We start from the raw sequence: 26375 nt of genomic DNA on the forward strand, positions 1-26375 counted from the left end.
TGTGTTGCCTTAATTCCTACATATTTAACTGAATTAATTTAAAAAACGTGGAAAATTTAAGATTTAAAGTGTAACATTTAATTACAATTAAATTTTTTTAACAAGTAAAAACTAATCAAGATCAATTTCTTTATATAAATTGTCAATTAAATCGTTATAATTCAGTTCAACAATCTTTCTCTTAATTTTCAATGTTGGAGTCATCATTCCATTTTCTACTGTAAATGGTTCAGGTAAAAGTTCAATCTTTCTTACTTTTTCAAATGTAGATAAATCTTTCTGTAATCTTTTTATATCAGCTTCAACTGTAAGAATAATAATATCATTATCGAGCAATTTTTTTAACTCTTCTATTGAATTTAAATTTCCAAAGTTCATGTTTTGAGATAAAGCAAACTCTTTAATGAATTCAATATTTGGGACTATAAGTGCTGTTAAAAATGGTCTGTTATCACCAATAATTAAAATCTGATCTACAAATCTACTTTCAAATAATAAGTTTTCAATTGGAGTTGGAGTAATATTTTTCCCTCCTGAACTTACAATAATGTTCTTTTTTCTATCAGTAATTTTCAAGTAACCATGCTCTTCGAATATTCCTATATCTCCTGTATGAAACCAACCTTCAGAATCAATTGCTTCATTTGTTAGTTCAGGAGAATTAAAGTAACCTTTCATTACATTTGGTCCACGAACCAAAATCTCACCATCTTCAGCAATTTTAACTTCAACATTTGATAACACATTACCAACAGTTCCTAAAATTGGATTTTTAAATGGAGTAAAAGAAATTACTGGTGATGTTTCGGTTAGACCGTAACCTTCAATAATTTTTAAACCTAAAGCAAAGAAAAATTCACCAATATTTTTTGATAATGGAGCTCCTCCTGATGTGAAAAATCTAATTCTTCCACCAGTCCTTTCTCTAATTTTTGATAATACTAAGGAATCTGCAATTTTATGTTTTGCTTTTAAAATTATTGAAACAGCTTCACCATTACATTGTTTCCAATAAACTTCTTTTCCTATTAAAATTGACCATTTAAAAATTTTTTGTTTATATGTTGATTGGGTCAATACATTTTTTTCAACCCTATTTTTGATTCTTTCAAACAATCTTGGTACTGAAGTCATGATTGTAGGTTTTACTTCAATCAAATTTTCAGCAACAGTTTCTATTGAATCTGCATAAGCTATTGTAGCTCCACATGCGAAACAACTATAATACCCTGCCATTCGTTCATAACTGTGGCATAATGGTAAATAACTTAAAACTAAATCATTAGAATCAATTGGTAAAAATTCTACAGATGAAACTATGTTTGAAACTAGATTACTATGAGTTAGCATGACTCCTTTTGGATTGCCTGTTGTTCCAGATGTGTAAATTATTGTTAATAAATCTTCAGGATTAGTTGATTTTGAAATTGTTTCAAGTTGACCAATTACTGCTTCTGATAATTTTTTTCCTCTTTTGATAACATCTTCAAAAAGTATTGCATATTTTTCTTTTAAGGATGGGAACATCTCTAATGCTTCAGGCTGCATTACAATGATGTTTTTTAGCGAAGGTATATTATCGATTATTTTATTGAGCTTACCCAATTGTAAGCTATTTGAACACACAATTGCTTTCACTTTTGAATCGTTAAAAATAAATTCTAATTGTTTTGGTGTTAGAATTGGAAAAGTAGGAACGTCAGGATATCCACAACATGTACAAGCAAAATCGGTAATCATCCATTCAAGTCTATTCTCGCTCATTATTCCTATTGTGTCGCCTCTTTCTAAGCCTAAAGACCTTAATCCCAAAGCAAACGATTCAACTTGGAGATAAAAATTATCATATTTAACCCCTTCATAATTTCCTTTTACTTTCCTTAAAAAGGCATTTTTATCACTACCTTGAAAATGTTTAGATACACTTATAAACAATTCAGAAATTGTTGAGAATTTTGATACTAAAGGCATATTAAAAAAATATAGTTTAAAAATTAAATAATGTAAATTTATAAAATATTGGGTTTTTAATAACAAATTTCAAACACTAATAATTTCTTATAAAATTTGAATTATTTTAAGTTTAAAATTATCAAAATCTATTTTCAATTTTTTACTAGTTAAAATTTTGGTAAATTGCTATTCTATAAATATGAAAAATTTTCTAAATATGCTTGAAATTGATTCAAGCAATAAAAACAAAAAAGAAGTTCCTAAATATAAGGTTTTGTTTCAAGATGATAACATTGTAGTTTTTGATAAAAGTTCAGGAATTGCCGTTATACCTGAACGATATGATATTGGAAATTCACTTAAAGAACTTGCAGAATTTGAAATTGGAAAATTGCTTACAGTTCATAGAATTGATAAGGAGACAAGTGGTATTGTTCTCTTTGCAAAAAATGCTGAATCTCACAGAAATTTAAATATTCAATTTGAAAAGAGAGAATGTGAAAAAATTTATATTGCTGTTCTTGAAGGTGAGCTTCCTGAAGATGAAATGAAAATAGATATTCCAATTGGTACAGACCCCTCAGACCCAACAATTATGCGACCAAGCGCACGTGGCAAAGAGTGTGTTACCATTTTCAAAGTGATAAATAGGTTTAAGGGATATACACTTGTTAGTGCAAATTTACTTACTGGAAGGCAACATCAAATTAGAGTTCATGCAAGGGCAATTGGATTTCCATTATTAGTTGATTCAATTTATGGAAATAGAAGCAATTTTTTGTTATCAACTCTTAAACGTGGATTCAGAACTGGTAAGTATTCTGAAGAATCCCCAATAATATCTAGGTTAACTTTGCATGCTCAAAAATTATCTATTAACCATCCTATTACTAATGAGAGAATTACATTTGAATCTGAATTACCTAGAGATTTAAAAGCTTTAATTCAACAACTTTCAAAACTTAGAAGAATAAATTAATTTTATTAATGTATTTGACATTTTGAATTTATTTTATAAAATTTAGTTCGAATTTTTTGGAAGTAATATTTCCATCAAAAATATTTTAAACTTGATTTGAAAAAAAATTGGATAAAATTTTTTCTATCCAATTGGTTTTATTAATATTCTATCTTTTAACTATTGAATATTAATTTAATTTATTTTGAATTAATTATGTTTAAAATTTAGTAATTAGTAACAACGTTTTATTACTCGCGTGCAACAAATTGGAGTATCAGATTTTTATTAACTAAAATTATATTTTATTGATGACAAACTCATTTAATTCAAAGTCAACTTTCAATGTTTTAGGTAAAGATTATATTTTTTATAATCTCAATACATTATCAAAAAATGGTATCAACCTTTCAAGATTACCATATTCACTAAAAGTTTTGTTAGAAAATTTACTCAGATGTGAAGATAATTTAAATGTAACCGAAAAAGATATAATGGCATTAGGAAATTGGGATTCAAATGCAATTCCAGTTAAAGAAATTGCTTTTATGCCAGCTAGAGTATTGTTACAAGATTTTACTGGCGTTCCTTGCGTTGTTGATTTAGCAGCTATGAGAGATGCTATGAAAAAATTTGGTGGTGATGCTTCTAAAATTAATCCTCTAGTTGCTGTTGATTTAGTAATTGATCATTCAGTTCAAGTTGACCATTATGCAAGTGATACAGCATTTGATTTAAACAAAATTTTAGAATATTCTCGAAATCGTGAGAGGTATGCATTCTTAAGATGGGGACAAACAGCTTTTACAAATTTTAGAGCTGTACCTCCTGATACTGGTATAGTTCATCAAGTAAATTTAGAGTATTTAGCTCCTGTTTCTTTTATTAATAAGAACACAAACACTGTTTATCCTGATACTGTTGTTGGGACAGATTCTCATACAACAATGATTAATGGTATAGGCGTTTTAGGCTGGGGTGTTGGAGGTATTGAAGCTGAAGCAGTTATGCTTGGCCAACCAGTTTCAATGCTAATACCTAGAGTTGTTGGTTTTAAATTAACTGGTAAATTATCAGAAGGTTCAACTTCAACAGATTTAGTTTTAACAGTAACAGAAATATTACGTAAACATGGAGTAGTTGGTAAATTTGTTGAATTCTATGGAAAAGGTCTAAAAAATTTATCATTAGCAGATAGAGCAACAATTGCAAATATGGCTCCAGAGTATGGTGCAACATGTGGAATTTTCCCTATTGATTCTGAATCAATTCGATACATGAAGTTTACTGGTAGAACCGAAGAGCAAGTATTAGTTACTGAAGCATATTATAAAGCACAAGGTATGTTTCATGATGACAATACACCTGAAGCAGATTATAGTGAGTTCATTGAGTTAGATTTATCTACAGTAGTTGCTAGTATTGCAGGACCTAAAAGACCACAAGATAGACTACTTTTATCTGAGACAAAAGAAAATTTTTATAAACTTATCAATTCTTTAGATAAATTATCTAGTTCTGATGCTGCTAATATTATTAAAGAATCTTCAACACAAATTGTAAATGGTTCTACTTTTAATATTCAACATGGCTCGGTTGTTATTGCTGCAATAACTTCTTGTACTAATACTTCAAATCCGTCTGTACTTGTTGCAGCAGGACTCGTTGCAAAAAAAGCATATGAGAAAGGATTGAACAGAAAGCCATGGGTTAAAACTTCATTAGCACCAGGTTCTCAAGTAGTAACAAAGTATCTTTCTGATTCAGGGCTTGATAAATATCTTAACGCAATTGGATTCAATAATGTTGGTTATGGTTGTACAACTTGTATAGGAAATTCAGGACCATTACCAATTGAAATTTCAAAATCTGTAAATGAAAATTCTTTAGTTGTTGCTTCAGTATTATCAGGAAACAGAAACTTTGAAGGAAGAGTTAATCAAGATGTAAAAGCAAATTATTTAATGTCTCCTCCATTAGTTGTTGTTTATGCAATAGCAGGTAGAATTGATATTGATTTACATAATGATCCAATTGGTTTAGATGAAAACGGTGTAAATGTTTATCTAAAAGATATTTGGCCAACTTTACGAGAGGTTCAAGATGTTATGGATAAATCTGTTAGAAGTGAAATGTTTTTAGAAACATATAAAGATGTATTTAAAGGTGATGAACTTTGGAACAGTTTGGAGATACCAGAAGGAGATTTGTATAATTGGAATGAAGATTCTACTTATGTAAAACATCCACCATATTTTGAAGGAATGAATATTGAATCAGAAAATGAAATTAAAGAAATTTCAAATGCATATTGTTTAGCATTTTTAGGTGATAGTGTAACTACAGATCATATATCTCCAGCTGGTGCTATTAAGCCATCTTCTCCTGCTGGTGTATATCTAACTGGTAAAGGAATTGATATTCCCGATTTTAATAGCTATGGTTCCAGACGTGGTAATCATGAAGTAATGGTTAGAGGTACTTTTGCCAATATTAGAATCAGAAATAAAATGCTTCAAGATGTTGAAGGAGGATTTACTAATTTTATTCCAACTAGTGAACAATTACCAATTTATGATGCTTCTATAAAATACCAAGAAAATGGAAATTCACTTGTTGTTATAGCTGGAAAAGAATATGGTTCTGGTTCATCAAGAGATTGGGCTGCTAAAGGAACAATGTTGTTGGGTGTTAAAATGGTGATAACTGAAAGTTATGAAAGAATTCATAGAAGTAATTTAGTAGGAATGGGAATTTTACCATTGCAATTTATAAATGGTGAAAGTGCTGAAAGTCTTGGTCTGACTGGTTATGAGAGATATTCAACAAAAGGTTTTAGTACTTTATTTATTGCAGAATTTCCTAGTAATAGAGTTATTGACGTAATTGCTACAAAGAGTGATGGTAGTGAAGTATTTTTTAAAGCAACTGTAAGAATTGATACTCCACAAGAAGTTTTGTATTTTAAAAACGGTGGAATATTGCCATATGTTCTTAGAAAACTTCTATCAAATTAATTTAGAATAATGCTATTTTTATAAAATATAACTTATGTTTTTGCTTGTAATTATAATTTTTAATTACAGGCTTTTTTATTAAGAAATTGTTTAAGTTTGAAAATATTATAAATATATTTTTCTAATAAATTTTTTTTAAATCAAATGAAATTATTTTTTACTATTCTTACACTATTATTGATTTCATTTTCAGGAATTAAATTATCTGCTCAGATTTCTTCGAGAAATTATTTTGGACTTGAAGCTGGATTTAATTACTCTGTTTTGAATGCAGATAGCGGTTTTATTTTTCCTTATTCAATTCCTTCTCAAGATTTTAATTCTGCTTTGGGTTTTAATAAATTAGGAGGAGGGTATGGGTTTGTTGGAGGGTTTACTTTAGATTACGCAATAAATAAATCATTTGGTTTGATTATCAAAGCATTGTATCAAAGAAGATCAACTTCTAATACTGAACAGTTTCTAACAAAAGTAGAAGATTTTTCAACTGGAACATCTGATATAGCAACAGTTGAAAATCAATACACTGCTTCATCTGATTATATAAATGGAGACTTATTACTTAAGATTTCTTTATCACCTGACGCTTGGTATGGTTATGGAGGTGTAAACTTAGCTTCAATTTTATCAAATAAATTTAGTGGAAAATCTACAATAAAAAGTTCAGAATCTGGTACAGTACAATTTAAAAGCCCTACACAGGGTTTTCTTGGTACAGAAATGATCATTCCAGAGCAGGAGGCTTTAAATTTTTATAACAATATTCATACTAGTATAAAATTAGGTGTAGGTAATTATATTTCAATTGGAGAAAGTGGAACAGTTATTACCCCTGAGTTAAGCGTGAATGTACCAATTACAGAATTACTATCAACAAATTCAATTACAATCCTTAATAAAAATCTAGGTTTACCTCCAGCTAATCTAACATCAGCTGCTTTTACTGTAGGTATCAAATTTCCTTTTGGTGATAATAAAAATAAACCTGAAGATAAAATTAATAATGACCCTGTTGGGAAAAATTCTAATGGATATTCTAATACTAATGATAATAACAATTTAAAAGGAAATGTTAAGGATGCAAAAACTGGTAAACCTATTCCATCTGAAATGTCAATTGTAGATTTAAATACAGGTGAGGTTATAGAAAATTCATCAACTGATCAAAATGGAAAATACAATGCAAATGTTACCAAAAAAGGGAAGTACTCTATTACTGCAACATCAAATGGGTATCTTTTTAATTCTAGTTTGTTTGAAGTTGATGATAATGGTAAAATAATTCGTAAAGGTAATGGTGATATTTTATTGATGTCTGCTGATGAAAGAGGAAAAACAACTCTATTAGTTTTCTTTGATACAGATAAATCAACACTACAAAGATCTTCTTACCCTGAACTTAATCGTGCAGCTCAATTTTTGAAAAGCAATCCGAATTTAAATATAGAAATTGCTGGGCATACTGACAACAAAGGAAGTATGGATTACAACAAGGATCTTTCAAAAAGAAGAGCTCAAACAGTATCAAATTACCTTATTAATAAAGGTGTAAATGCTTCTCAACTTGTGCAAACTGGCTATGGATTTGATTACCCAGTTAATACAAACGAAACCGAAGAAGGTAGAGCTGATAATAGGAGAGTTGAATTTGTTGTTAAAAAATAAAATTAATTTATAAAAAAAAAGGCTTGGAAGCAACGCATCCAAGCCTTTTTTTTTAAATATAAGAAAATTAAAACTTAACATTAAATTTTCCTTCAGTTACGTTTACATTTGTGCTATCAGTTGTAAAAGAAAAAGTTCCAGTTGCACCAACTGAATCAATTTTAGAAATTGAAAGTGTTCCATTTTTTGAATTGTAGGAAGTTGGAGAACCTAAATTTGTTATAGTTACATTTCCTGTAACTATATTTAATCCTCCAATTGGTCCAATAATAAAATTCTGTGCAGAAGGAACTAAACCAGTAATTGTGATTAAATTCTGTTGCAAACCAATATCAATCCCATTAATTAAGAATGTGCCACTTTTGTAAGAAGCTGTTATATTATCAGCATCAAAATTTGTAGTTCCAATTTTAGCTGTTATATAATACGTTTTAACTACTGGGGCAGTTGCAGCACTTTCAGCACAAGAGTTAATAATAAAAGCACTTAAGATTGTTAGAAAAAAAATAAATAATTTCATTTAAAATTGTTGGAAATTTATAATTAGTAATTGTTTTAAAATTCAAGTTAATCATTTTGATAATTTTTTTATAAATTCAAAATGAACTTTTGAGACTGGTTGGATTGACAACCTAGAACCCTTTTGTAATAAGACCATTCCATCAAGTTCTGGTTTATTCTTTAAATCTTGAAGAGAAATTGGGTTTGAAAATTTTTTGATGAATTTGATATCTAATAAAATCCAAGTTGGGTTTTCAATTTTTGATTTTGCATCATAATGTTTATCTTTAATATCGAATGCTGATTTATCTGGATAAGGGTTACTACAAACTTTTGCTAATCCAACAATTGAATTAGGTTCAGAATTAGAATGATAAAATAAAACTTCATCACCAATATTCATACTGTCACGTAAGAAATTTCTTGCTTGATAATTCCTTACACCTTCCCATGCAGTTACTATGTCATTCTTAAAATCATCAATTGAATATGAATTTGGTTCACTTTTAAATAACCAATATTTTTTTGAAATTGACATTTACAATTAAAAATTTTTAAAATAATCGAAAGGTTCTTTACATTCTAAACACTTATACATTGATTTACAAGATGTTGAGCTAAACTGACTTATTAACTCTGTTTTATTTGAACCACATAATGGGCATTCTATCAAATCTTCAATTTTATTTGATAAATCAATTTGATAAAAACCACTATTTTTTGGTGGTGCAATTCCAAATTTTTTTAAATTTTCTTTTCCATTTAAGGTCATCCAATCTGTAGTCCATGCAGGTGAAAGTTGGATTGAAACCTTAGCATTAGTAAAATCTTTTTTTAATGCAGATAATATATCATCCTCAATTACTTTCATTGCTGGGCATCCAGAATAAGTTGGTGTAATAATTATATGAACTAAATTATTGCTTAAATTAACATCTCTAACTATTCCTAAATCAATTATAGAGAGTACAGGAATTTCAGGATCTTTAACTTTTGTTAATACGTTTAAAATATATTCTTTATTAAATTTGTCCAATAAATTTTACCAATTAGAATTTGGAAGTAATCTTTGTAAATATTGCAGTTCAGAAAGTAAATACCCCATAGATTCAGTATGAACTCCATTTTTCCCACCAATAAGCATCCATTCATCGTTTGGAGTAGTTAAAGTAGCTTCATTAAATACATTCTCAATTGAGGATTTCCATCTATGTTTTAATTTTAAAACGTCAACTCCAAAATTAGATTCTGAAGCAAAAATTTCAAATTCAGTAGGAGTAAAAAATTCACCAGTGAATTTCCACAAATCATTTATACTTTGTTGGATTCTATTATGACTTTCTTCTGTTCCATCTCCTAGCCTAATAATCCATTCATTAGCCCATCTAACATGATAAGCTATTTCTTTTAAAGATTTTTCTGCAATAGCAGAAAGTTGCAAATCTGTACTTTTTTTTAATTCAGCAAAGTATAAAAAAGCAAAATTGCTATACAAGAATTGTCTGGCAACTGTATAACCAAAATCTAAATTAGGATGTTCAAGTAATAATAGATTTGAATACTGATTTTCTTGTCTTAAATAAGCATAGTAATCTTCAGACTGATTTTTATCATCAATAAGAGAACAATATTGATAAAAATTCCTAGCTTGACCAATAAGATCTAACCCTATGTTTGACATTGCAATATCTTGTTCTAAAATAGGACCATGCCCAGCCCATTCCGACAATCGATGACCGAGAATCAAAGAATTATCTGCAAGATGAAGAGAGTATTTTAATAAATTACCTTTTTGTATAATCAAGTTAGTATAATAGTTATTACAATTTAAAAAATGTTTACATATACTCTAATTCATCTGGTAATTTGTAAAATGTTGGATGACGATATACTTTGTCATCAGATGGATCAAAAAGGAGTTCTGAATCATCTGGGTTTGTTGCATGAATATATTTTGATTCAACAACCCAAATTGAGATTCCTTCATTACGCCTTGTATAAACATCTCTAGCATTTTCAATAGCCATTTCCTTGTCAGCAGCATGAAGTGATCCTACATGCTTGTGACTTAAACCTTGTTTACTTCTAATAAATACTTCCCAAATTGGCCAATCTTTATTCATTTGAATTTTATAATAATTAATTAAGCAACATTTAAAGTTTCATTGAATCTTTTAATTTTCTTTTCAGCATAAACAGCTGCTGCCTCTCTTACCCATTCACCTTTGTTATGAGCAGAAACCCTTGCTTCTAACCTTTGTTTATTACATGGTCCATTTCCTTTAATAATATTGTTAAATTCATTCCAATTAATCTCACCAAAATTAAAGTGTCCTCTAGATTCATTCCATTTAAGTTCTGGATCAGGAATTTTTAAACCAAGTATTTCGGCTTGAGAAACTGTAACATCAACAAATCTTTGTCTTAATTCATCATTTGACAATCTTTTGATTTTCCATTTAAGAGATTGAGCAGAGTGAGTTGAATCTTTATCACTAGGACCAAACATCATCAAACTAGGCCACCACCATCTATTAAGAGAATCTTGAGCCATTTCTTTTTGTTCAATTGAGCTATTACAAAGAGTTAATAAAATTTCGTAACCCTGCCTTTGATGAAAGCTTTCTTCCTTACAGATTTTTACCATTGCTCTTGCGTATGGTCCATAAGATGTTCTACAAAGCATAACTTGGTTCATTATTGCAGCTCCATCTACCAACCAACCAATAGATCCAATATCTGCCCAATTTAAAGTTGGATAATTAAAAATACTTGAATACTTAGCTTTACCAATATGAAGTTCATTTAACAATGTTTCTCTGTCAATTCCCAATGTTTCAGCAGCACTATATAGATACAAACCATGACCACCTTCATCTTGCACTTTGGCTAAAAGTACGGCTTTTCTTCTAAGAGTTGGAGCACGAGTTATCCAATTACTTTCAGGTAGCATACCTACTACTTCAGAATGGGCATGTTGAGCAATTTGACGAATTAGTGTTTTCCTATAAGCTTCTGGCATCCAATCCTTGGGCTCTATTTTAATTTCAGAATCAATTTTCTTCTGAAAATTTTCCTCTAGTACTAATAAATTTTCCATGATAATTTAAAAAAAACAAAATTAAAAAATAAGACTAATCACAAATGATCTATAAAAATTTGTATTAATTAATTAAGTAAAATTAAACAAATTTTTTTGGGAACAAAAAAGAAGCTATTACTGAGAGTCCTAATGCAATAGCAATAATAATTAATGAAACAATATTACTTATATGAATATCAAAAAATGGCAGTAACATTTTAATACCAATAAATCCAAGTATAATTGACAAACCATACTTGAGTAGATGAAATTTTTCAATAAAACTTGAGAGTAAAAAATACAAGTTTCTCAATCCTAAAATTGCAAAAATATTTGAAGTATAAACTATGAATGAATTTTTTGTTATCCCAATTACAGCTGGAATTGAATCAACTGCAAACAATAAATCAGATGTTTCAATGAGAATTAAAACAACAAATAAAGGAGTAACAAATAATTTATTATTAATTTTTACAAAAAATTTTTCTTCATGAAAATCTTCAGTTACATTGAAAAATTTGTGTAAAATTTTTACTAATGGATTTTTATCAATTGCATGATTAGGGTCTTTTTCAATTAACATATTAATAGCTGTAAAAACTAAGAACCCACCAAACAAATACTCAACCCAAGAAAATTTTACAATCAAAGCAGTACCTAATAATATCATTAGTGTACGCATTATAATTGCTCCTAAAATACCCCAGAATAATACTCTATGTTGAAACTTAGGTTCAACATTGAAAAACTCAAAAATAACTACAAATACAAACAAATTATCTACTGAAAGCGACTGTTCTAAAATATAACCAGTTAAAAATTCAGTTGCAGATTGTTTACCAAATTCTAAATAAATAAAAGCATTAAAAATCATTGCTAATAAAAACCAAAACAAAGCCCAAAATCCAGCTTCTTTCGGTTTTACAATATGATTTTTTTTATTAAATACTTTTAAATCTAAAAATAATAAAATCAGTATAAGGATATTAAAACCAACCCACCAAGTAATTCCCAAATTATTTTAGGTGTTATTTAATTTAATTCTGTTTATAAATTACAGTACGAATTAAATTAAAATATAGTTTAAAATACAAACTATATTTTAAGGTAAAATTTTCATAATACCAGATTTACTATTCCCTCTTACTTCAGTAAAATACATTAAAGAAGTTTGAGAAGGTAGAATGTTAAAAGTTCCTGGAATTTGAGCTCTTAGTATATATGAAAACTCTTTTGTACCTCCATTAACTGAATTTGCAAAAAAAGTAATTTTCTCATCTCTAATATCTTTTGAAGAATACCACCATTTCCAATACCAATTGTTTGAATTTGAATTTGGTTGATAATTAATTTCATCTTGGATATTAAATCCATTATCATCTCTAATTATCTCACACCCAGCAGGTATTGGCTCTTCAACCATAACATAATCATAATCTTTAGAAGTTGTCATTTTAACTTTTACAAAAACTTCGTCACCAGATTTAACAACATTATTGTATTGTGTTTTTAAGTAAATAATTGATTCTAATTTAGTTTTAGGATTAATAACTTTCTGTTTTTTAAGAATAAAATAATCTCTTGAAACAGTAAAACCGCCACCAGCACTTGGAATATTTTGTTCGGTTGAAAAATAGGAGATTAATGAATTTGAATAAACTTTTCCATTACCAGATTTTTCAATTGTTACATTATTAATTCCAGATTTTAATAATTTTTTATCAATTTTAATTTTATCTTCAGATTTGAATATATCAGATGCAGTATATTTTTTTGAAAAAACATTAGATCCATTTACAGTAATCTTTAAAGTATAATCTGGGTTTACTTCACCAGTGACAGATAAATAATCTGCTAAAGCATAACAGACCATTGCAGTTTGTCTTGTATTATGCCAACCATATTCACCTCTTTGAGTTAACAACCATCTAATTGCAGAATTAGTATTTTCATTAGCACCTTGAATCTCTAGTAAAGCACGAACTGACATTGCAGAAGTTTCAATGTCATCATCTTGCCAATTATAATAGAAATTTTTTCCTTTCCAATAAGTGAATCCATTTTCTTTTGTAGCTCCTTTTAATAATGATTGTGAAACTTTATTTGCATTTCCATTGTCATTTAAATTCTTAAAGGCTAATGCTAAAAGTGCTTTTGCATAATTATTTAAAGTATCTGATTTCAAAAGTACATTACATAATTTTAAAGTATGTTCATTCATTTTAACATTATAGTTAACTATTGAAGCCGAATAAGCAGCATAAGCTAAGGTTGTAGCATCAATTGGTTTTTGTTTTTTTGTTGTATTTGAAGTTGATAAACCTGAACTTAAAATACCCATTTTACCATCCAACAAATTATTTAATGCACTAGCTCCAAGATCATATTTGTCATCTTCTACTTTATATCCTAATCTCTTTGCCATTGCCATGCCATACATCACATACGCAGTCATAAAAGGATTTGTCTCATCATTTTCCCACCAACCCCAGCCACCATCTTTATGTTGAAGCTGGTAAAGTCTGTTAAAACCTTTTTGAATCATTTTTGGAATTTCTTCTCTCCTTCTAAGATCAAAATTCAATTTTAATTTGTCAAATGAGCTTGCAACAATTATAGTAGGTAAAAATCTACTCATTGTTTGTTCAACACAACCATATGGATAACCAATTAAACTATTTAATGATCCAACTAATCCACCTGCAAGAGAAGGAGTTGTGCAAATAAACATTTCAGGATCTATAACATTATTTGGAATATTAATATTTATGCTTTTAGAATTCTCGGAATTAGATAACTCAATATTCTCTCCATTACTAACTCTAACTCCTCGTGCTAATACTGGAACTGTTAATTCCATTGCATCAGATTCTTCGTTAGTTAATGCTTTGGTTGTTAATTTTAAACTACCTGTTTTAAGAGATTTAACTCTCCAATCAAATCTTTGTTCACCATCAGCAATAACTTTAATAACAGTATCTTTCTGATCATTTACAATATTTTCACCATTGAATTGAAGTTTAACTTGTTTGTCAGTTAATAAATAATTATGAATATTAACAGCAACAGTAACTTCGTCACCACTTATAACAAATCTTGGCATTTCCATTCTAATCAATAATTCTTTTCTTACTAATGCAGAACTAAATTGTTGACCAACTGCAGAATTAGCGTCAATGGCTCTTGCTGAAATCCTCCATTTTGTAAGGTTGTCAGGCATTTTAATAATTATCTTAGCTAAACCATTATTATCAGTTCTTAAATCGGGTTTCCAATATGCCATATCTCTGAAATCTTTTCTAATAGCAGGTTGAACTAATAAATTCCCTTTAACATCACCTAAATATAATTTTCTATTGAAATTCCCATTATCAGCAAATCCAAAATATCCTGGAGTTGGGCTTACATTTTTGAATGCATCAGAAAAATTAAAATTGTATGAATGTGAGGTTGATACTTGATTATATCTAGGACCAAAGAAATACCTTTGAATGTTTGGTGTAATATCTGGTTCAATTGAATAAATAGCTTCATCAACAAGCCCTAAAGCTACTTCTACATTTGGACAAGGTTCTCCTTTTGAGTTTAGAGTTCTAATGGAAATATTTGCATTTTCACTAGGTAAATATTTTACTTTATCTGTTTTAATTTCAAGTTTTATTAACTTCTCATCAGGAATAATTTTCAATTCCTTTTCACCGGTATACATTGTTCCATTTACAACAATTGAAACAGATAAAGTAAATTCAGGAAGCAATTTTTCTTCTGCTTCAAAATGTACTATAGATGAATTATCATTGAATCTTTCTACTGAATAACTATATAAAGTTTGACCTTCTATAGAAATTAATGCATCAACTTTAGGAGCTGGACCAATAATTAAAGCACTTATAGTTTCTCCTTTATTGTAAGCTGGTTTATCTGGAATTATTTTTATACTTCCGTAATTATTTTCTACCTCATCTTTAGAATAATCTTGTTCTCCAATGTAAATATATTCATTGCTATAGACAACAGATCCATTTTTATCTTTAGAATTAAATTCAGCAATGAAATAACCTTTTTCATTTGTTGGGGGAATATTAACTTCTGCAAGACCTTTATCATTAGTAGTTACTTTTCCTTCCCAAAGTTTTGTATCAACTCTTTCATATTTAACTGGAAGTGTTTTATCTGATTGAATTAATTTCTTCCAACTTATTTTCTTTAAAGTAGCAGTTATACTTGTTGACAAAGGTTTGTTTTCATCATACATTTTTGCTGTTAGATTTGCCTTAATAAAATCTGATTTCCCATAAAAATATTTATCAGTACGAGATGAAATGAAAAATTCACTAAAAGTAACGGTTACACTTGTTGATGCTTCTATTGATCTTCTGCTAGCATCTTCTACGCTAGCTTTTATTCTATATGTAAAGCCCATTTCAGAATTTACTTGTGTAGGGAAAACAATTTTAAAAGTTCCATCAGGATTTAAACTTCCAGAATTTGAAGTTATTAGAGTGGATCTATAATCTGAATAACTATCATCATTTCCAGAATATAAATATTCCCAATCTGAACCGACCCACCATGGTTGTTGAATTGAACTTCTATATATAAAGTAAGTTACTTTTGCGGTGGCAACTGGAGATCCAAAAAAGTAATTAGCCTTTACATTGGCAATAACTGTGTCCCCTTTAGTATACTTTTTCTTTTCAGGTATTACTTCAACTTTGTACTCGGGTTTTTTATATTCATCAACTGTGAAATTCTGCCAACCATCTAACTGATTACAATTTGCTTTAATAGAATAAGTACCCGTTGAAGCTTCATCAGTTAATACAAAGTTACTATTGAAACTTCCTAAATCATTAGTAATTAGTGTATCTTTTTTAACAATAGCATCTTTAGAATCATTAATTTCAATAAATACAGAGTCACCTTTTTTAGGTTTAATATATTGTCCATAATCATCTTTATTCCTAACTACCCCTCTATAATAAACAGTATGTGAAGGTCTATAAACTGGTCTTTCAGTTTGCAAAAAAATTAATCCGTTTGATTTAGAATCATTTTCATAATTATAAGTCATTTGATCACATATAACAAAATTATCATCTTTAAAACCTAAAACAACTCTAGTATCATAAACATAATAACTATCTTTAGATATTGAATCATAAGATTTTAGATTCATTTTCAGAACCCCACTAGAATTAGTTTTACCATTTCCTATTTCAATTTTTTCATTTAAGAATGTTAAAGGAAAATCAGAAACTTTTTCACCACTTTGTTGATTTACAACAAATACCATAACATCTTTTCCATGTTGTTTTAAAACTGCAACATTCTCTGAAATAATTAATACAGTTCTTTTAATATATCCTTTTGAATAAGCTTCAATTATATATACACCTTTTTCATTTAATGGAACTGGAATAGATTCATTCCTCCAAGAATCTTTGGTAGCCTTTAGAGTATAATTCCATTCTTTCACAACAGGATAATCTTCAGCTTCTCTAGGTGGAGGTGGTAATATTTCAGTAATAGTAGGCTCTTCAAGTTTCTTTTTATTCGAAGATATATTTGCAACTTTACTTAAGTTTTGGGTATTCTTATTTTGTTTTTTAACTTTTATATTATTATTAGCTTTAATCTTTTTTGAATCAATTTTCGGGGCAGGTAATTCTTTCAATTCAGTTCCATTATAATCAGTTAAATCTCTAAGAATTTCTCTTGAAGAATAATTAATAACATTAGTTGCTGAATATCTTAGATCTTTTTTAAATTTATTAAATCCAGATTTAATCATGGAAAATAAATTTGGCGGTGTTGGATCCGAAAATTTTGGGGAATGAGGATTATCTTGTTTCTTGAAATATTCTAATGGATTATTTATTTTATAAGCTCTAAGCATTACATATTTAGTTTTAGCTTCACCACTAAAATCAACAGAAATGTTAGCACTGTTTGGATAATAAACCCCACGTGAATTTATGTAAAAGTCAATATATTCAGAATCACCCTGAAATGCAAATGATGATAAGACTGATAAAATTATTAATATCTTAGTTGAATTAGAACGAAGTTTCATCAAAAGAATTTAAATTAAATATAATTGGATTTAAAACTTTTCAAAGTTCAAGAAAATTTTTTAAATAGGACAAACTAAATTTAAATTAAGAGAATTGAATTAAGTACAGATTGAAATTATAAATTATTTTAGAAAATTGAAATTGTGATTTTATTGATTAAAAAATTATTATTTTTAAATAGAATTTATAAAATTATAAATTAACTTTGTTATATTGCAAGTCATATTATGAGTTGGGAAAATGTAATTGGTCAAAATAAATCAAAAGCTATAATTAGGTTTGCATTGCTATCTGGAAGGATTCCTCATGCATGGTTGTTTTCTGGAACTGAAGGGATTGGGAAAGATGCAATGGCTATTGAAACAGCTAAAATCCTTTTATGTAATAATCAATTAGATAATAAAATTTCATGTGGAGAATGTAGAAGTTGTAAATTAGTTTCAAAACTTCAACATCCAAATTTAAAATTTATTTTTGCACTACCTCCTGGCAAAAATGAAGATGGGAGAAATGATGGTCCTTTTTTGAAGTTAAATGATTCAGAAATATCTTTAATTCAAGAGCAAATAGTATTAAAAGCTAAAGATAACTATCATAAAATATCAATTCCAAAAGCTCATCAGATAAAAATATCTTCTATTAGAGAGGTTAAAAAAGATATTTCTTTTAGTAGTTCTGAGCCTGGTAAAAGAATAATAATTATAAGTGATGCAGATAAAATGGGTGATGAATCTGCAAATGCTTTTTTAAAAACATTAGAAGAACCATCTAAAGATACTTTGATAATTTTAACAACTTCAAACAAAGATAGATTATTACCTACTATTGTTTCAAGATGTCAAGAAGTAAGATTTAATTTGTTAAGTGATGAAGAAATTAATAATGTACTTATAGAAAAATATAAAACAAATAGTACTGAAGCTTTATTGTATTCAAAACTTTCAGGAGGAAGTTTAACAAAAGCTCTTGAGCTAAAAAATGGAGAAAATATTTCAACTTTAAGAAATGATGTTGTGTCATTTTTAAGAGCATCTTTACGTAAAAGCCCTTTGGCTTTATATACTGAAATTGATAGAGTATCAAATGGATCTGATAAAAGTAGAATTGAGAAATTTTTAATTTTGTTATTAATATGGATGAGGGATATTTATTCTATTAAAAACTTAAATAACGAAACCAAATTAGTTAATCAAGATCAAATTCCCGAAATTAATTCTTTCAATTCAAATTTTCCTAAATCAAACATAAAAGAGATTATAAATAATATAGATAAATCAATAACTGCAATTAAATTCAATGTTCAACCTACACTTGTTCTAACAAATTTAGGTTTAAGTATTGAACAATATTGTTTCAACAAATAAATAATGGATAATTCAAATCAAATATCAAAAAACAACAATCAAAATACAAATCAAAATTCATCAAATAATAATAAGAATGAATTAAATAGACAAAATACTAATCAAAATAAAAATCAACGAAATAATAGTTCTAATAAACAATCATTATCTCAAAGATTTCAAAAAAATGAAACCAAAAATTTGGAAGTTGGTAAAATAAATAATAACGAAAAAAATGAAAATCTTGTTGTTGATATAAATAAACAAAATGATTTAATAACCAATCCAAAAACAAAAATTGTTAATAAGCAATTTTCTAAACCTATTCCTAGACCGAATTTTAATCAGAATCAAAAACCTAAGAATCAGGGTAAACAATTAAATCAAAGTAGTCAAACAAACAGTGTTAAAGCTAATAGTAATGTTGCAACTGAGAAAAGAACTCAACAAAATCCAAATAATTCTGATAAGACACAAAACAAACAAATAAATGAAAAAAGAAACAGTCATCAATCAAGAAATAATTCTCAATCTAGAAATAGCGATTTAAAATCAAACTCTAAACCACAATTAATTAACAATCAAAGTAATCATAGAAACAACTTTGAAATTATAAAAAGTAATAATGATTATTTTAATGATGAAGAAACTTATGAAGAGATAAAAATAATTCGTGAGAATATTGAACATAAACATGGGGATATGTCAAATGATACTGAAATGAAGTATAATCCTAAAAAAGTTCAAAAAATTGAATCTACAAAAGGTACTTTAGCAAGTAAATTAGTGGCAGATACTTTAATTGGAAGAGAGTCAAATTGTGAGCATGGTTGCGGTAGTGGTGGTAATTGTAATACTGGTGGTTGCGGAACTAATAGTATTGTTCAATTAATGCTTACAAATTTTGAATACAAGGACACAAGAAGAATTATCGAAGTTGAATTTAGGGGTGGAAGAAGAGAATTTGTTCATGTATTTGACGATGATATTCGATTAAAAACAATTGATAAAGTAATTGTAGAAATTGATAAAGGTCTTGATTATGGGACAGTTTCTATGACTGGTTCATTGGTTCATGCAAAAAGAAAAGCAAAACAATTAACTGGAGAACCTTTGCCAAAATTAATTAGAAAAGCATCTGATCCAGATATTGCTAATTATGTTGAAATTAGAAATTTAGAAAGGGAAGATAGAATCAAATGTCAAGAAAGAGTAAAGTATTTTAATTTGGATATGCATTTGTTTGATGTTGAATGGCAATTTGATAAGAAAAGAGTTACATTTTTTTATACTGCAGATGGTAGAGTTGATTTTAGAGAATTAGTAAAAGACTTAGCAAATATTTTTAGAGCTAGAATTGAGTTAAGGCAAGTTCCTCCTAGAGATGAAGCTAAAAGACTAGGTACTTTAGGCATTTGTGGTAAAGAGCTATGCTGTACAACGCATCTAAGTAGATATGAACACATTACTTTAGAGCACGCTAAATATCAAATGCTTCAACCAAATCCTCAGAAATTATCTGGGCAATGTGGTAGATTAAAATGTTGTCTTTTATACGAAGTGGATAATTACATTGAAGGACTTAAAAAATTTCCTCCATTAGAATCAAATATTAGAACTGAAAAGGGGGAAGCTATAATTCAGAAAATTGATATTTTTAGGGACACAGTAACATTGCATTATTTAGGTTCAGATCAATGGGAAACTATAAGCTTGTTGGAGTTAAAAAAGTATGTTAAAATTGTAAATAATGTGGTTGCATAAATGTATAAATTAATTCTTGGAATAATAAAAATTCATATTATTTAATTAAAAATTGTATATTTGTATCCTTTTTTAAAAAACTTAACATCAAAAAAAAATAACATAGAATATGGCTAAAGCACAAACCTTTGATAGTAAATCTAAAAAGAAAGCTGCAGAATTTATTTCTGTAAAAGTAATTACATCAGATAAAACTGAAAAAGGATCTTATCGTTTTCAAGAAAAGTTTATAAAACTTAAAGATATTAATGATATCGAAAAAGCAATAAAACTTTAATAGTTCAAAAATTATTTAAAAATTATTAATATGAAAGAGGGCATACATCCAAATTATGTAGTATCACAAGTGACTTGTGTTTGTGGAAACAAATTCATAACTCATTCAACTGTTGGAGATATTAAAGTTGAAATTTGTTCAGAATGCCATCCATTTTTCACTGGTAAACAAAAAATTGTAGATGCTGCAGGAAGGGTAGATAAATTTAATCAACGCTTCATCAAAACAAAAAGTATTAAGGAAGCTAAAACAATTAAAGAAACAACAAACTAATTTATAATGGCAAAACAAGAATACTCTTCTTTGCGTCCAGGGCTTTCAAATGATGATTCAAAATCAGGGCACAAAAAGAATCCTTTATTAGGTGTAACTTATGTTGATTATACTAACACAAAGTTGCTTGAAAAATTTATAACGGAAACTGGAAAAATACTTCCAGCTAGAGTTACTGGTGTAACTGCAAAACAACAACGTGCCGTAGTTAAATCAATTAAATATGCTCGTCATTTAGCTTTACTTCCATTTGTTGGACGTGATGATAAATAATTTACTTTATCTTAATTGAAGTTTTATTTAAATGCTCAATAATAATAATTGTTATTGAGCATTTTTTTTATAATCATTTTGAATTTGATTTCAATACATCATTATAATAATTCTCATAATGAGGAACAATAATATCTTCTGAGAAATTATTAACAGCTCTTTCTCTAGCTTTAATTTTAAGATGTGAAAATAATTTAATATCTGTTAGTGTTTCAATTGCCCTTTTAGCCATTGTTCCAATATCTCCAACATCACACAGAAAACCAGTTTCAGCTTCTATATTCAATTCCACTAAACCCCCTCTGTTAGTAGAAATAACGGGCACACCACAGCTCAATGCTTCTAATGAAGATAGACTGAAACTCTCATTTTCACTTGTAATTAAAGCCAAATCACATGCTGATAAAATAGCTGGTAATGCATTTTGTTTTCCCAAAAATTTAACATGTTCAGAAATATTAAGTTCTCTACATAACATTTCAGTTTCTGTTCTATCAGGTCCATCACCAACCATAATTAACTTTGATGGAATTTCTTTTCTAACCAAATCAAACAATTTTATACAATCATTTACCCTTTTAATAGGTCTGAAATTACTTGTATGAACCAATACTGATTCTCCATTTGGTGCAAATTCACTTCTAAGTTTTGGACAATTATCTCTTGACCAAACATTTGTATTGATAAAATTAGGTATTGAAACAATTTTATTCTGATCTATTTCAAAATTTTGAATTGTTGCTTCTTTAAGATAATTACTTACTGCAGTTACCCCGTCAGATTTTTCAATAGAAAACTTAACAATAGGTTTTAAAGTAGGGTCAATCCCAATTAATGTAGTGTCTGTTCCATGCAATGTTGTTATTACTTTTATATCAAATCCATTTTCTAATAAAATTTGTTTGGCAAGGTATGCGCTTGTTGCATGAGGAATAGCATAATGTACATGAAGAATATCTAATTTGTGATACATAGCCACATCTACCATTTTACTTGCTAAAGAAACAGGATAAACACCCATTTCAAACAATGGATAATCTGGAGTTTCAACTTCATGAAAATAAATATTTTTAAAGTAACCATCCAACCTAAAAGGAAGTGCATAAGAAATAAAATGGACTGAATGCCCTCTATAAGCTAGTGCTTTTCCAAGCTCGGTACCAACCACACCACTTCCACCATAAGTTGGATAACAAGTAATTCCAATATTCATTTAGTTGAAAATTTTTTGATTTTAAAAAACATAAATCAAAGATAAGATAGGTGCAATTGAAGCTTTTTTAATTTCTCCTCCTAAAGCTGAAGTAAAGTTAACTCCACCAGAGTTTGAAACATCGATTCCAAACCCGAAATCAAATGCCAAATTCTCTGTAAAATATCTTCCAGTAACAGCTATTGGAGCTATCCCTGAAGTTTCAATATAGTACCATTCACCAGCAATTTTCCAATTCTTTCCAATCTGATAATATCCTCCTATTGCTGCAATTGATGCATTTCGCTGAAAAATTTCATTAGGAGTTGTATGTTCTTTCCATGCATGACCACCTGCAAATGAAATCCTTTTTTGTTTATCACCAAAACTTATAATTGAATAAGGAGCAATAGTTTCAATTTTAGAATCCTTACTATCAGATATAGCATAATGAGCCCCAACTAACAAATTAAAAAGACCGTATCGAATTGGTTCAACTTTTAAACCAATTGTAAATAATCTTAATTTGGTAATAAAATCTGGTATATAACTGCCAATGAACAACATTTCAATTCTAGGTGCTAAGGCAATACCTGCAATCCATCCTACAAGATCATAATTACCAACATAAAATTTTCCATGATCAATTGTTTGTGCGGTCGGCATAGCTATATTTCTAAAATAAGTAGGATCTATTATTGCTGGAGAATACTCTAAAGCACCACTAGCTTTCATCTTTGAAACATTTACTTCTGGAATATAACTTTCAATTTTTAATGGTTTATTTATAACATATTGAAACAATCCTTTGTTTGGGAAATTTCTTTTTACATATACTTTAATAAAAGTAGTTTCTTTTAAAACTTTAGTTGGTGTAAAGCAAACGTTATAATGAAGGGTATCAGATTCAACTAAATATGGTGGATTTTCATCTCTAAGAACTTTTACTTTACAATCTGTAAATTCTATATTTATTGAATCTATTATTACTTTTTCGGCACTATAAACAATACATTTCAAGCAAGTATCACGACCAACTCTAATTTTGCCTGTTTTTTCTTTTTGAATTTGCCATCGATGTTGTAAAATTGAAAAAGTTGTGAAATTATCATCACATGTAAATACTGTAAAGCTCACACTTTCTTGAGTTGAGTCAAGAAGTACTTCAACTGATACATCAACCTCATTTGTACATTTTTTAAAACTTGGAATAACAACATTTGCAAATGCAGATTTTGTAAATGTGATTCGTTCAATTCCTTTTGTAGATTTAATTGTAATATAATTCATACCTGGATACAACTCTTGAGGGTAACAAGTTGTTGAACCGGTTTGTGAAAACAATTTTGGCAGAAAAAGAAATATAAAAGCGATATAATAAATTGATTTCATTTTTATCGAAGAATGACGTTTCAAAGATAATATATTGATATGTTTTGTATTTGATATTTCTATTGTAATTTTGCAATCAAAATTTTCAATATGAATATCTCAAATGTAATTTTTATTTATGCAATAATTATTGCAATTGGTGGAATTTATGGGTATGTAACAATTAAAAGTAAACATTCAATTATTTCTGGTTTAGTTACAGGAATTGTTTTATACTTATGTTCTTATTTTTATAATCTTAGTTATCAAATTCCCTTTTGGATTTCAAGTTTAGGTGCTGTTTATTTAACTTATACTTTCTATAAAAGATATTCCATAACTAAAAAAGTTATACCTTCATTATTACTTACATTAATAAGTTTATTAGTTTCTATCTTATTATTTTATTTAAAATTTAAAGGGAAAAATTAATTCTTAATTTAAAGTAATTTACTAATTCAAAGTTAAAAAATTGTAAATGTCAGATAAAAAATTTCAATTAAAAATAGCTGAAAAAAACGAAAGTGGTTTTTTTACATCTTATTCTAAAGATGGGAAATTTATTTCATATTATGGAGATAATCACCCTCAATATGCTGGAAATGTAGTAAAAGCTATGGCTTCAGCCAAAGATGGTTACCCATATATAGTTGACATTTTTGATGATATTAATGAAAGTAATAGAGAGAATCAAAATGTATTAAATAATGAATGGATTAATTTTAAGAAGAGTTTAGATGAAAAATTAATAGCTGTTGTACACGAAGTTATTAGGTTAACTCCAACAATTGTTGAAGTTATATTCTATGCCCCGCTAGCAGCCGAAAGGTTCCAACCTGGTCAATTTTATCGTTTGCAAAATTTTGAGACTAGTGCTAAAAAGACGAAAGATGGTACTCCATTATTAATGGAAGGTTTAGCATTAACAGGTGCTTGGCAAGATAAAGAAAAAGGATTGATTAGTATAATTGTATTAGAAATGGGAGTAAGCTCAAGGTTATGTGCATTACTCGAAAAAGGTGAAAAAGTAATTCTAATGGGTCCTACAGGAGCACCAACTGAAATTCATGAAAATGAAGATGTGATATTGTTGGGAGGAGGTTTGGGAAATGCAGTTTTATTTTCTATTGGCAAGGCAATGAGAGAAAAGAACTGTAGGGTTTTATATTTTGCAGGTTATAAAAAAGGAGAAGATTTATATCATCAACCTAATGTTGAAGCAAGCGCTGATCAAGTAATTTGGAGTACAGATTCAGGTGAAGTTATTATTCCGAATAGAAAGCAAGACTCACATTTTAGAGGTAACATTCTTCAATCAATGGAGGCATATTCTAGAGGTGAACTTGGGGAAAAATTATTTGAAATAAAAGATGCTAAAAGATTAGTTGTTATCGGTTCGGATAGAATGATGGCTGCTGTTAAAAATGCAAGGCACAACGCCTTAAAAGATTTGTTTGGTGAACATACAGCTGTTGGCTCAATAAACTCTCCAATGCAATGCATGATGAAAGAAGTTTGTGCACAATGTTTGCAAAGGCATGTTGACCCTGAAACAGGTAAGGAAAGCTTTGTATTTAGTTGTTATAATCAAGATCAAAACTTAGATAATGTAGATTTCGATTTCTTAAATTCAAGACTTAAAGCAAATTCAGTTCTAGAAAAAATTTCAAATATGTGGTTTGATAAAATAGAAACTACATTGTAAGAAGCCAATTCATAAAATATTTCTCATCAAATTTTTAAAATTATTTACTTAAGGAATAGTTATCTAAAACCAACTCATATCTAAACTGTCTTTTGTCATCATTTTTTTCAGAATAAAATACTTGTGCACCTAATTTTCTTGAAAAATTTATTATATAATCATAAGTAATATTTAAAGTATCACCAAAAGAAATATATTGTTCAAATTTTTTACCTAAAAGTTTTTGAGAATTAAAATTTTCAAATCCAACTTTTTTTGTTTCAACTCCAATGTTTTTAAAGTAACCTGAAGTTTTTAAAAATATTGTATCATTGTTTCCAATCAAATAGCTTGTATCCTTAACAGTTAATGGTATTGAGTCATTACCATTTAACGGATATGTAATCCATTCTTGGTAGTCTAAGGTATTATCTTCATAAAAAGAAATATTACCATTAGATTCAAAATTATAGTAGTTGGTATCTTTCCCATTTTTGTTGGAACTGACAACTTTAATTACATTGGTTTTCCCTTTATAGCTTAATCCTGAAGCAATTACTGAATCAAAAATATCAACTATCCCTTTATTAATGTTTAACGAATCATAATAATTTTTTGTATAATTATAATAAGAACCTACTTTTGGTTTTACAGTTGAGTCAATTGTAATCACATTTGGATTAGATGTGGTTTCAGGGGAACAAGCATATATTACGAATGATAAAAAAAGGACTAAACAAACTTTACAAAAAGTATAAATCATAATTTTTAAATTTAATTAATGCTCAATGAATATTTTTAAAAGGCTTTTCAAATTAAAAAGAAAAGACTTTAAATTTATAAAGAAAGAATTCTATGAATATAAATGATTTACAGCATCTTATTTTTCAATTAACTCTTTAATGGAATTATCAAATTATTAGGAAACCAATTCATAAAATTTAA

22 protein-coding genes are annotated in these 26375 nt (G+C 28.2%); 10 read left to right on the forward strand and 12 right to left on the reverse strand.

Going from position 1 to position 26375, the window contains the following annotated elements:
• Positions 1-111 precede the first annotated feature (111 nt).
• Positions 112-1971 (reverse strand): long-chain fatty acid--CoA ligase, encoded by a 1860-nt coding sequence (locus IPP08_04945; protein ID QQS67516.1) that lies wholly within the window; start codon positions 1969-1971, stop codon positions 112-114.
• Between the two features lie 181 nt (positions 1972-2152).
• Between IPP08_04945 and IPP08_04950 the strand changes: the two genes are divergently transcribed.
• From IPP08_04950 to IPP08_04960, 3 genes are all read left to right on the forward strand, one after another.
• On the forward strand, positions 2153-2932 hold the full coding sequence (locus IPP08_04950; GenBank protein QQS67517.1) for an RluA family pseudouridine synthase: 780 nt from the start codon (positions 2153-2155) through the stop codon (positions 2930-2932).
• A gap of 290 nt (positions 2933-3222) precedes the next feature.
• Positions 3223-5928 (forward strand): aconitate hydratase AcnA, encoded by a 2706-nt coding sequence (gene acnA, locus IPP08_04955; GenBank protein ID QQS67518.1) that lies wholly within the window; start codon positions 3223-3225, stop codon positions 5926-5928.
• A gap of 144 nt (positions 5929-6072) precedes the next feature.
• Positions 6073-7593, forward strand: coding sequence for an OmpA family protein (locus IPP08_04960; protein QQS67519.1), 1521 nt, complete (start codon positions 6073-6075; stop codon positions 7591-7593).
• Positions 7594-7660: 67 nt separating this feature from the next.
• On the opposite strand, the gene IPP08_04965 is transcribed toward IPP08_04960, so the two are convergent.
• From IPP08_04965 to IPP08_05000, 8 genes are all read right to left on the reverse strand, one after another.
• On the reverse strand, positions 7661-8113 hold the full coding sequence (locus IPP08_04965) for a hypothetical protein (GenBank protein QQS67520.1): 453 nt from the start codon (positions 8111-8113) through the stop codon (positions 7661-7663).
• A 51-nt stretch (positions 8114-8164) separates the two neighbouring features.
• Complete coding sequence (locus IPP08_04970) at positions 8165-8632, reverse strand: EVE domain-containing protein (GenBank protein ID QQS67521.1); 468 nt, start codon at positions 8630-8632, stop codon at positions 8165-8167.
• A gap of 6 nt (positions 8633-8638) precedes the next feature.
• Positions 8639-9130 (reverse strand): phenylacetate-CoA oxygenase subunit PaaJ, encoded by a 492-nt coding sequence (paaJ, locus tag IPP08_04975; GenBank protein ID QQS67522.1) that lies wholly within the window; start codon positions 9128-9130, stop codon positions 8639-8641.
• A 6-nt stretch (positions 9131-9136) separates the two neighbouring features.
• On the reverse strand, positions 9137-9892 hold the full coding sequence (gene paaC / locus IPP08_04980) for a phenylacetate-CoA oxygenase subunit PaaC (protein ID QQS67837.1): 756 nt from the start codon (positions 9890-9892) through the stop codon (positions 9137-9139).
• A 40-nt stretch (positions 9893-9932) separates the two neighbouring features.
• Positions 9933-10217, reverse strand: coding sequence for a 1,2-phenylacetyl-CoA epoxidase subunit B (paaB, locus tag IPP08_04985; GenBank protein ID QQS67523.1), 285 nt, complete (start codon positions 10215-10217; stop codon positions 9933-9935).
• Between the two features lie 20 nt (positions 10218-10237).
• Positions 10238-11194, reverse strand: coding sequence for a 1,2-phenylacetyl-CoA epoxidase subunit A (paaA, locus tag IPP08_04990; protein QQS67524.1), 957 nt, complete (start codon positions 11192-11194; stop codon positions 10238-10240).
• A gap of 82 nt (positions 11195-11276) precedes the next feature.
• Complete coding sequence (locus IPP08_04995; GenBank protein QQS67525.1) at positions 11277-12191, reverse strand: TerC/Alx family metal homeostasis membrane protein; 915 nt, start codon at positions 12189-12191, stop codon at positions 11277-11279.
• A gap of 87 nt (positions 12192-12278) precedes the next feature.
• Complete coding sequence (locus IPP08_05000; GenBank protein ID QQS67526.1) at positions 12279-17252, reverse strand: hypothetical protein; 4974 nt, start codon at positions 17250-17252, stop codon at positions 12279-12281.
• 228 nt (positions 17253-17480) lie between these two features.
• Between IPP08_05000 and IPP08_05005 the strand changes: the two genes are divergently transcribed.
• From IPP08_05005 to IPP08_05025, 5 genes are all read left to right on the forward strand, one after another.
• Complete coding sequence (locus IPP08_05005; protein ID QQS67527.1) at positions 17481-18617, forward strand: DNA polymerase III subunit delta'; 1137 nt, start codon at positions 17481-17483, stop codon at positions 18615-18617.
• A 3-nt stretch (positions 18618-18620) separates the two neighbouring features.
• On the forward strand, positions 18621-20360 hold the full coding sequence (locus tag IPP08_05010) for a hypothetical protein (GenBank protein ID QQS67528.1): 1740 nt from the start codon (positions 18621-18623) through the stop codon (positions 20358-20360).
• A 109-nt stretch (positions 20361-20469) separates the two neighbouring features.
• Positions 20470-20637 (forward strand): hypothetical protein, encoded by a 168-nt coding sequence (locus IPP08_05015; protein ID QQS67529.1) that lies wholly within the window; start codon positions 20470-20472, stop codon positions 20635-20637.
• Positions 20638-20667: 30 nt separating this feature from the next.
• On the forward strand, positions 20668-20910 hold the full coding sequence (gene rpmE / locus IPP08_05020) for a 50S ribosomal protein L31 (protein QQS67530.1): 243 nt from the start codon (positions 20668-20670) through the stop codon (positions 20908-20910).
• A 6-nt stretch (positions 20911-20916) separates the two neighbouring features.
• Positions 20917-21183: a 30S ribosomal protein S18 gene (locus IPP08_05025; GenBank protein ID QQS67531.1), complete on the forward strand. Its 267-nt coding sequence runs from the start codon at positions 20917-20919 to the stop codon at positions 21181-21183.
• 73 nt (positions 21184-21256) lie between these two features.
• On the opposite strand, the gene bshA is transcribed toward IPP08_05025, so the two are convergent.
• Both bshA and IPP08_05035 read right to left on the reverse strand, forming a co-directional pair.
• A complete protein-coding gene (gene bshA, locus IPP08_05030) occupies positions 21257-22396 on the reverse strand; it encodes an N-acetyl-alpha-D-glucosaminyl L-malate synthase BshA (GenBank protein QQS67532.1) in 1140 nt (379 codons plus the stop codon).
• Positions 22397-22417: 21 nt separating this feature from the next.
• Positions 22418-23719 (reverse strand): hypothetical protein, encoded by a 1302-nt coding sequence (locus IPP08_05035; GenBank protein QQS67533.1) that lies wholly within the window; start codon positions 23717-23719, stop codon positions 22418-22420.
• Between the two features lie 138 nt (positions 23720-23857).
• Here IPP08_05035 and IPP08_05040 point away from each other — a divergent pair, with 138 nt between their 5' ends.
• Both IPP08_05040 and IPP08_05045 read left to right on the forward strand, forming a co-directional pair.
• Positions 23858-24178 (forward strand): hypothetical protein, encoded by a 321-nt coding sequence (locus IPP08_05040; protein ID QQS67534.1) that lies wholly within the window; start codon positions 23858-23860, stop codon positions 24176-24178.
• Positions 24179-24224: 46 nt separating this feature from the next.
• Positions 24225-25451, forward strand: coding sequence for a hypothetical protein (locus IPP08_05045; protein QQS67535.1), 1227 nt, complete (start codon positions 24225-24227; stop codon positions 25449-25451).
• 40 nt (positions 25452-25491) lie between these two features.
• On the opposite strand, the gene IPP08_05050 is transcribed toward IPP08_05045, so the two are convergent.
• On the reverse strand, positions 25492-26193 hold the full coding sequence (locus IPP08_05050) for a hypothetical protein (GenBank protein ID QQS67536.1): 702 nt from the start codon (positions 26191-26193) through the stop codon (positions 25492-25494).
• Positions 26194-26375 lie beyond the last annotated feature (182 nt).

It is taken from the genome of Chlorobiota bacterium (assembly GCA_016700335.1).
Classification (GTDB): domain Bacteria; phylum Bacteroidota; class Ignavibacteria; order OLB7; family OLB7.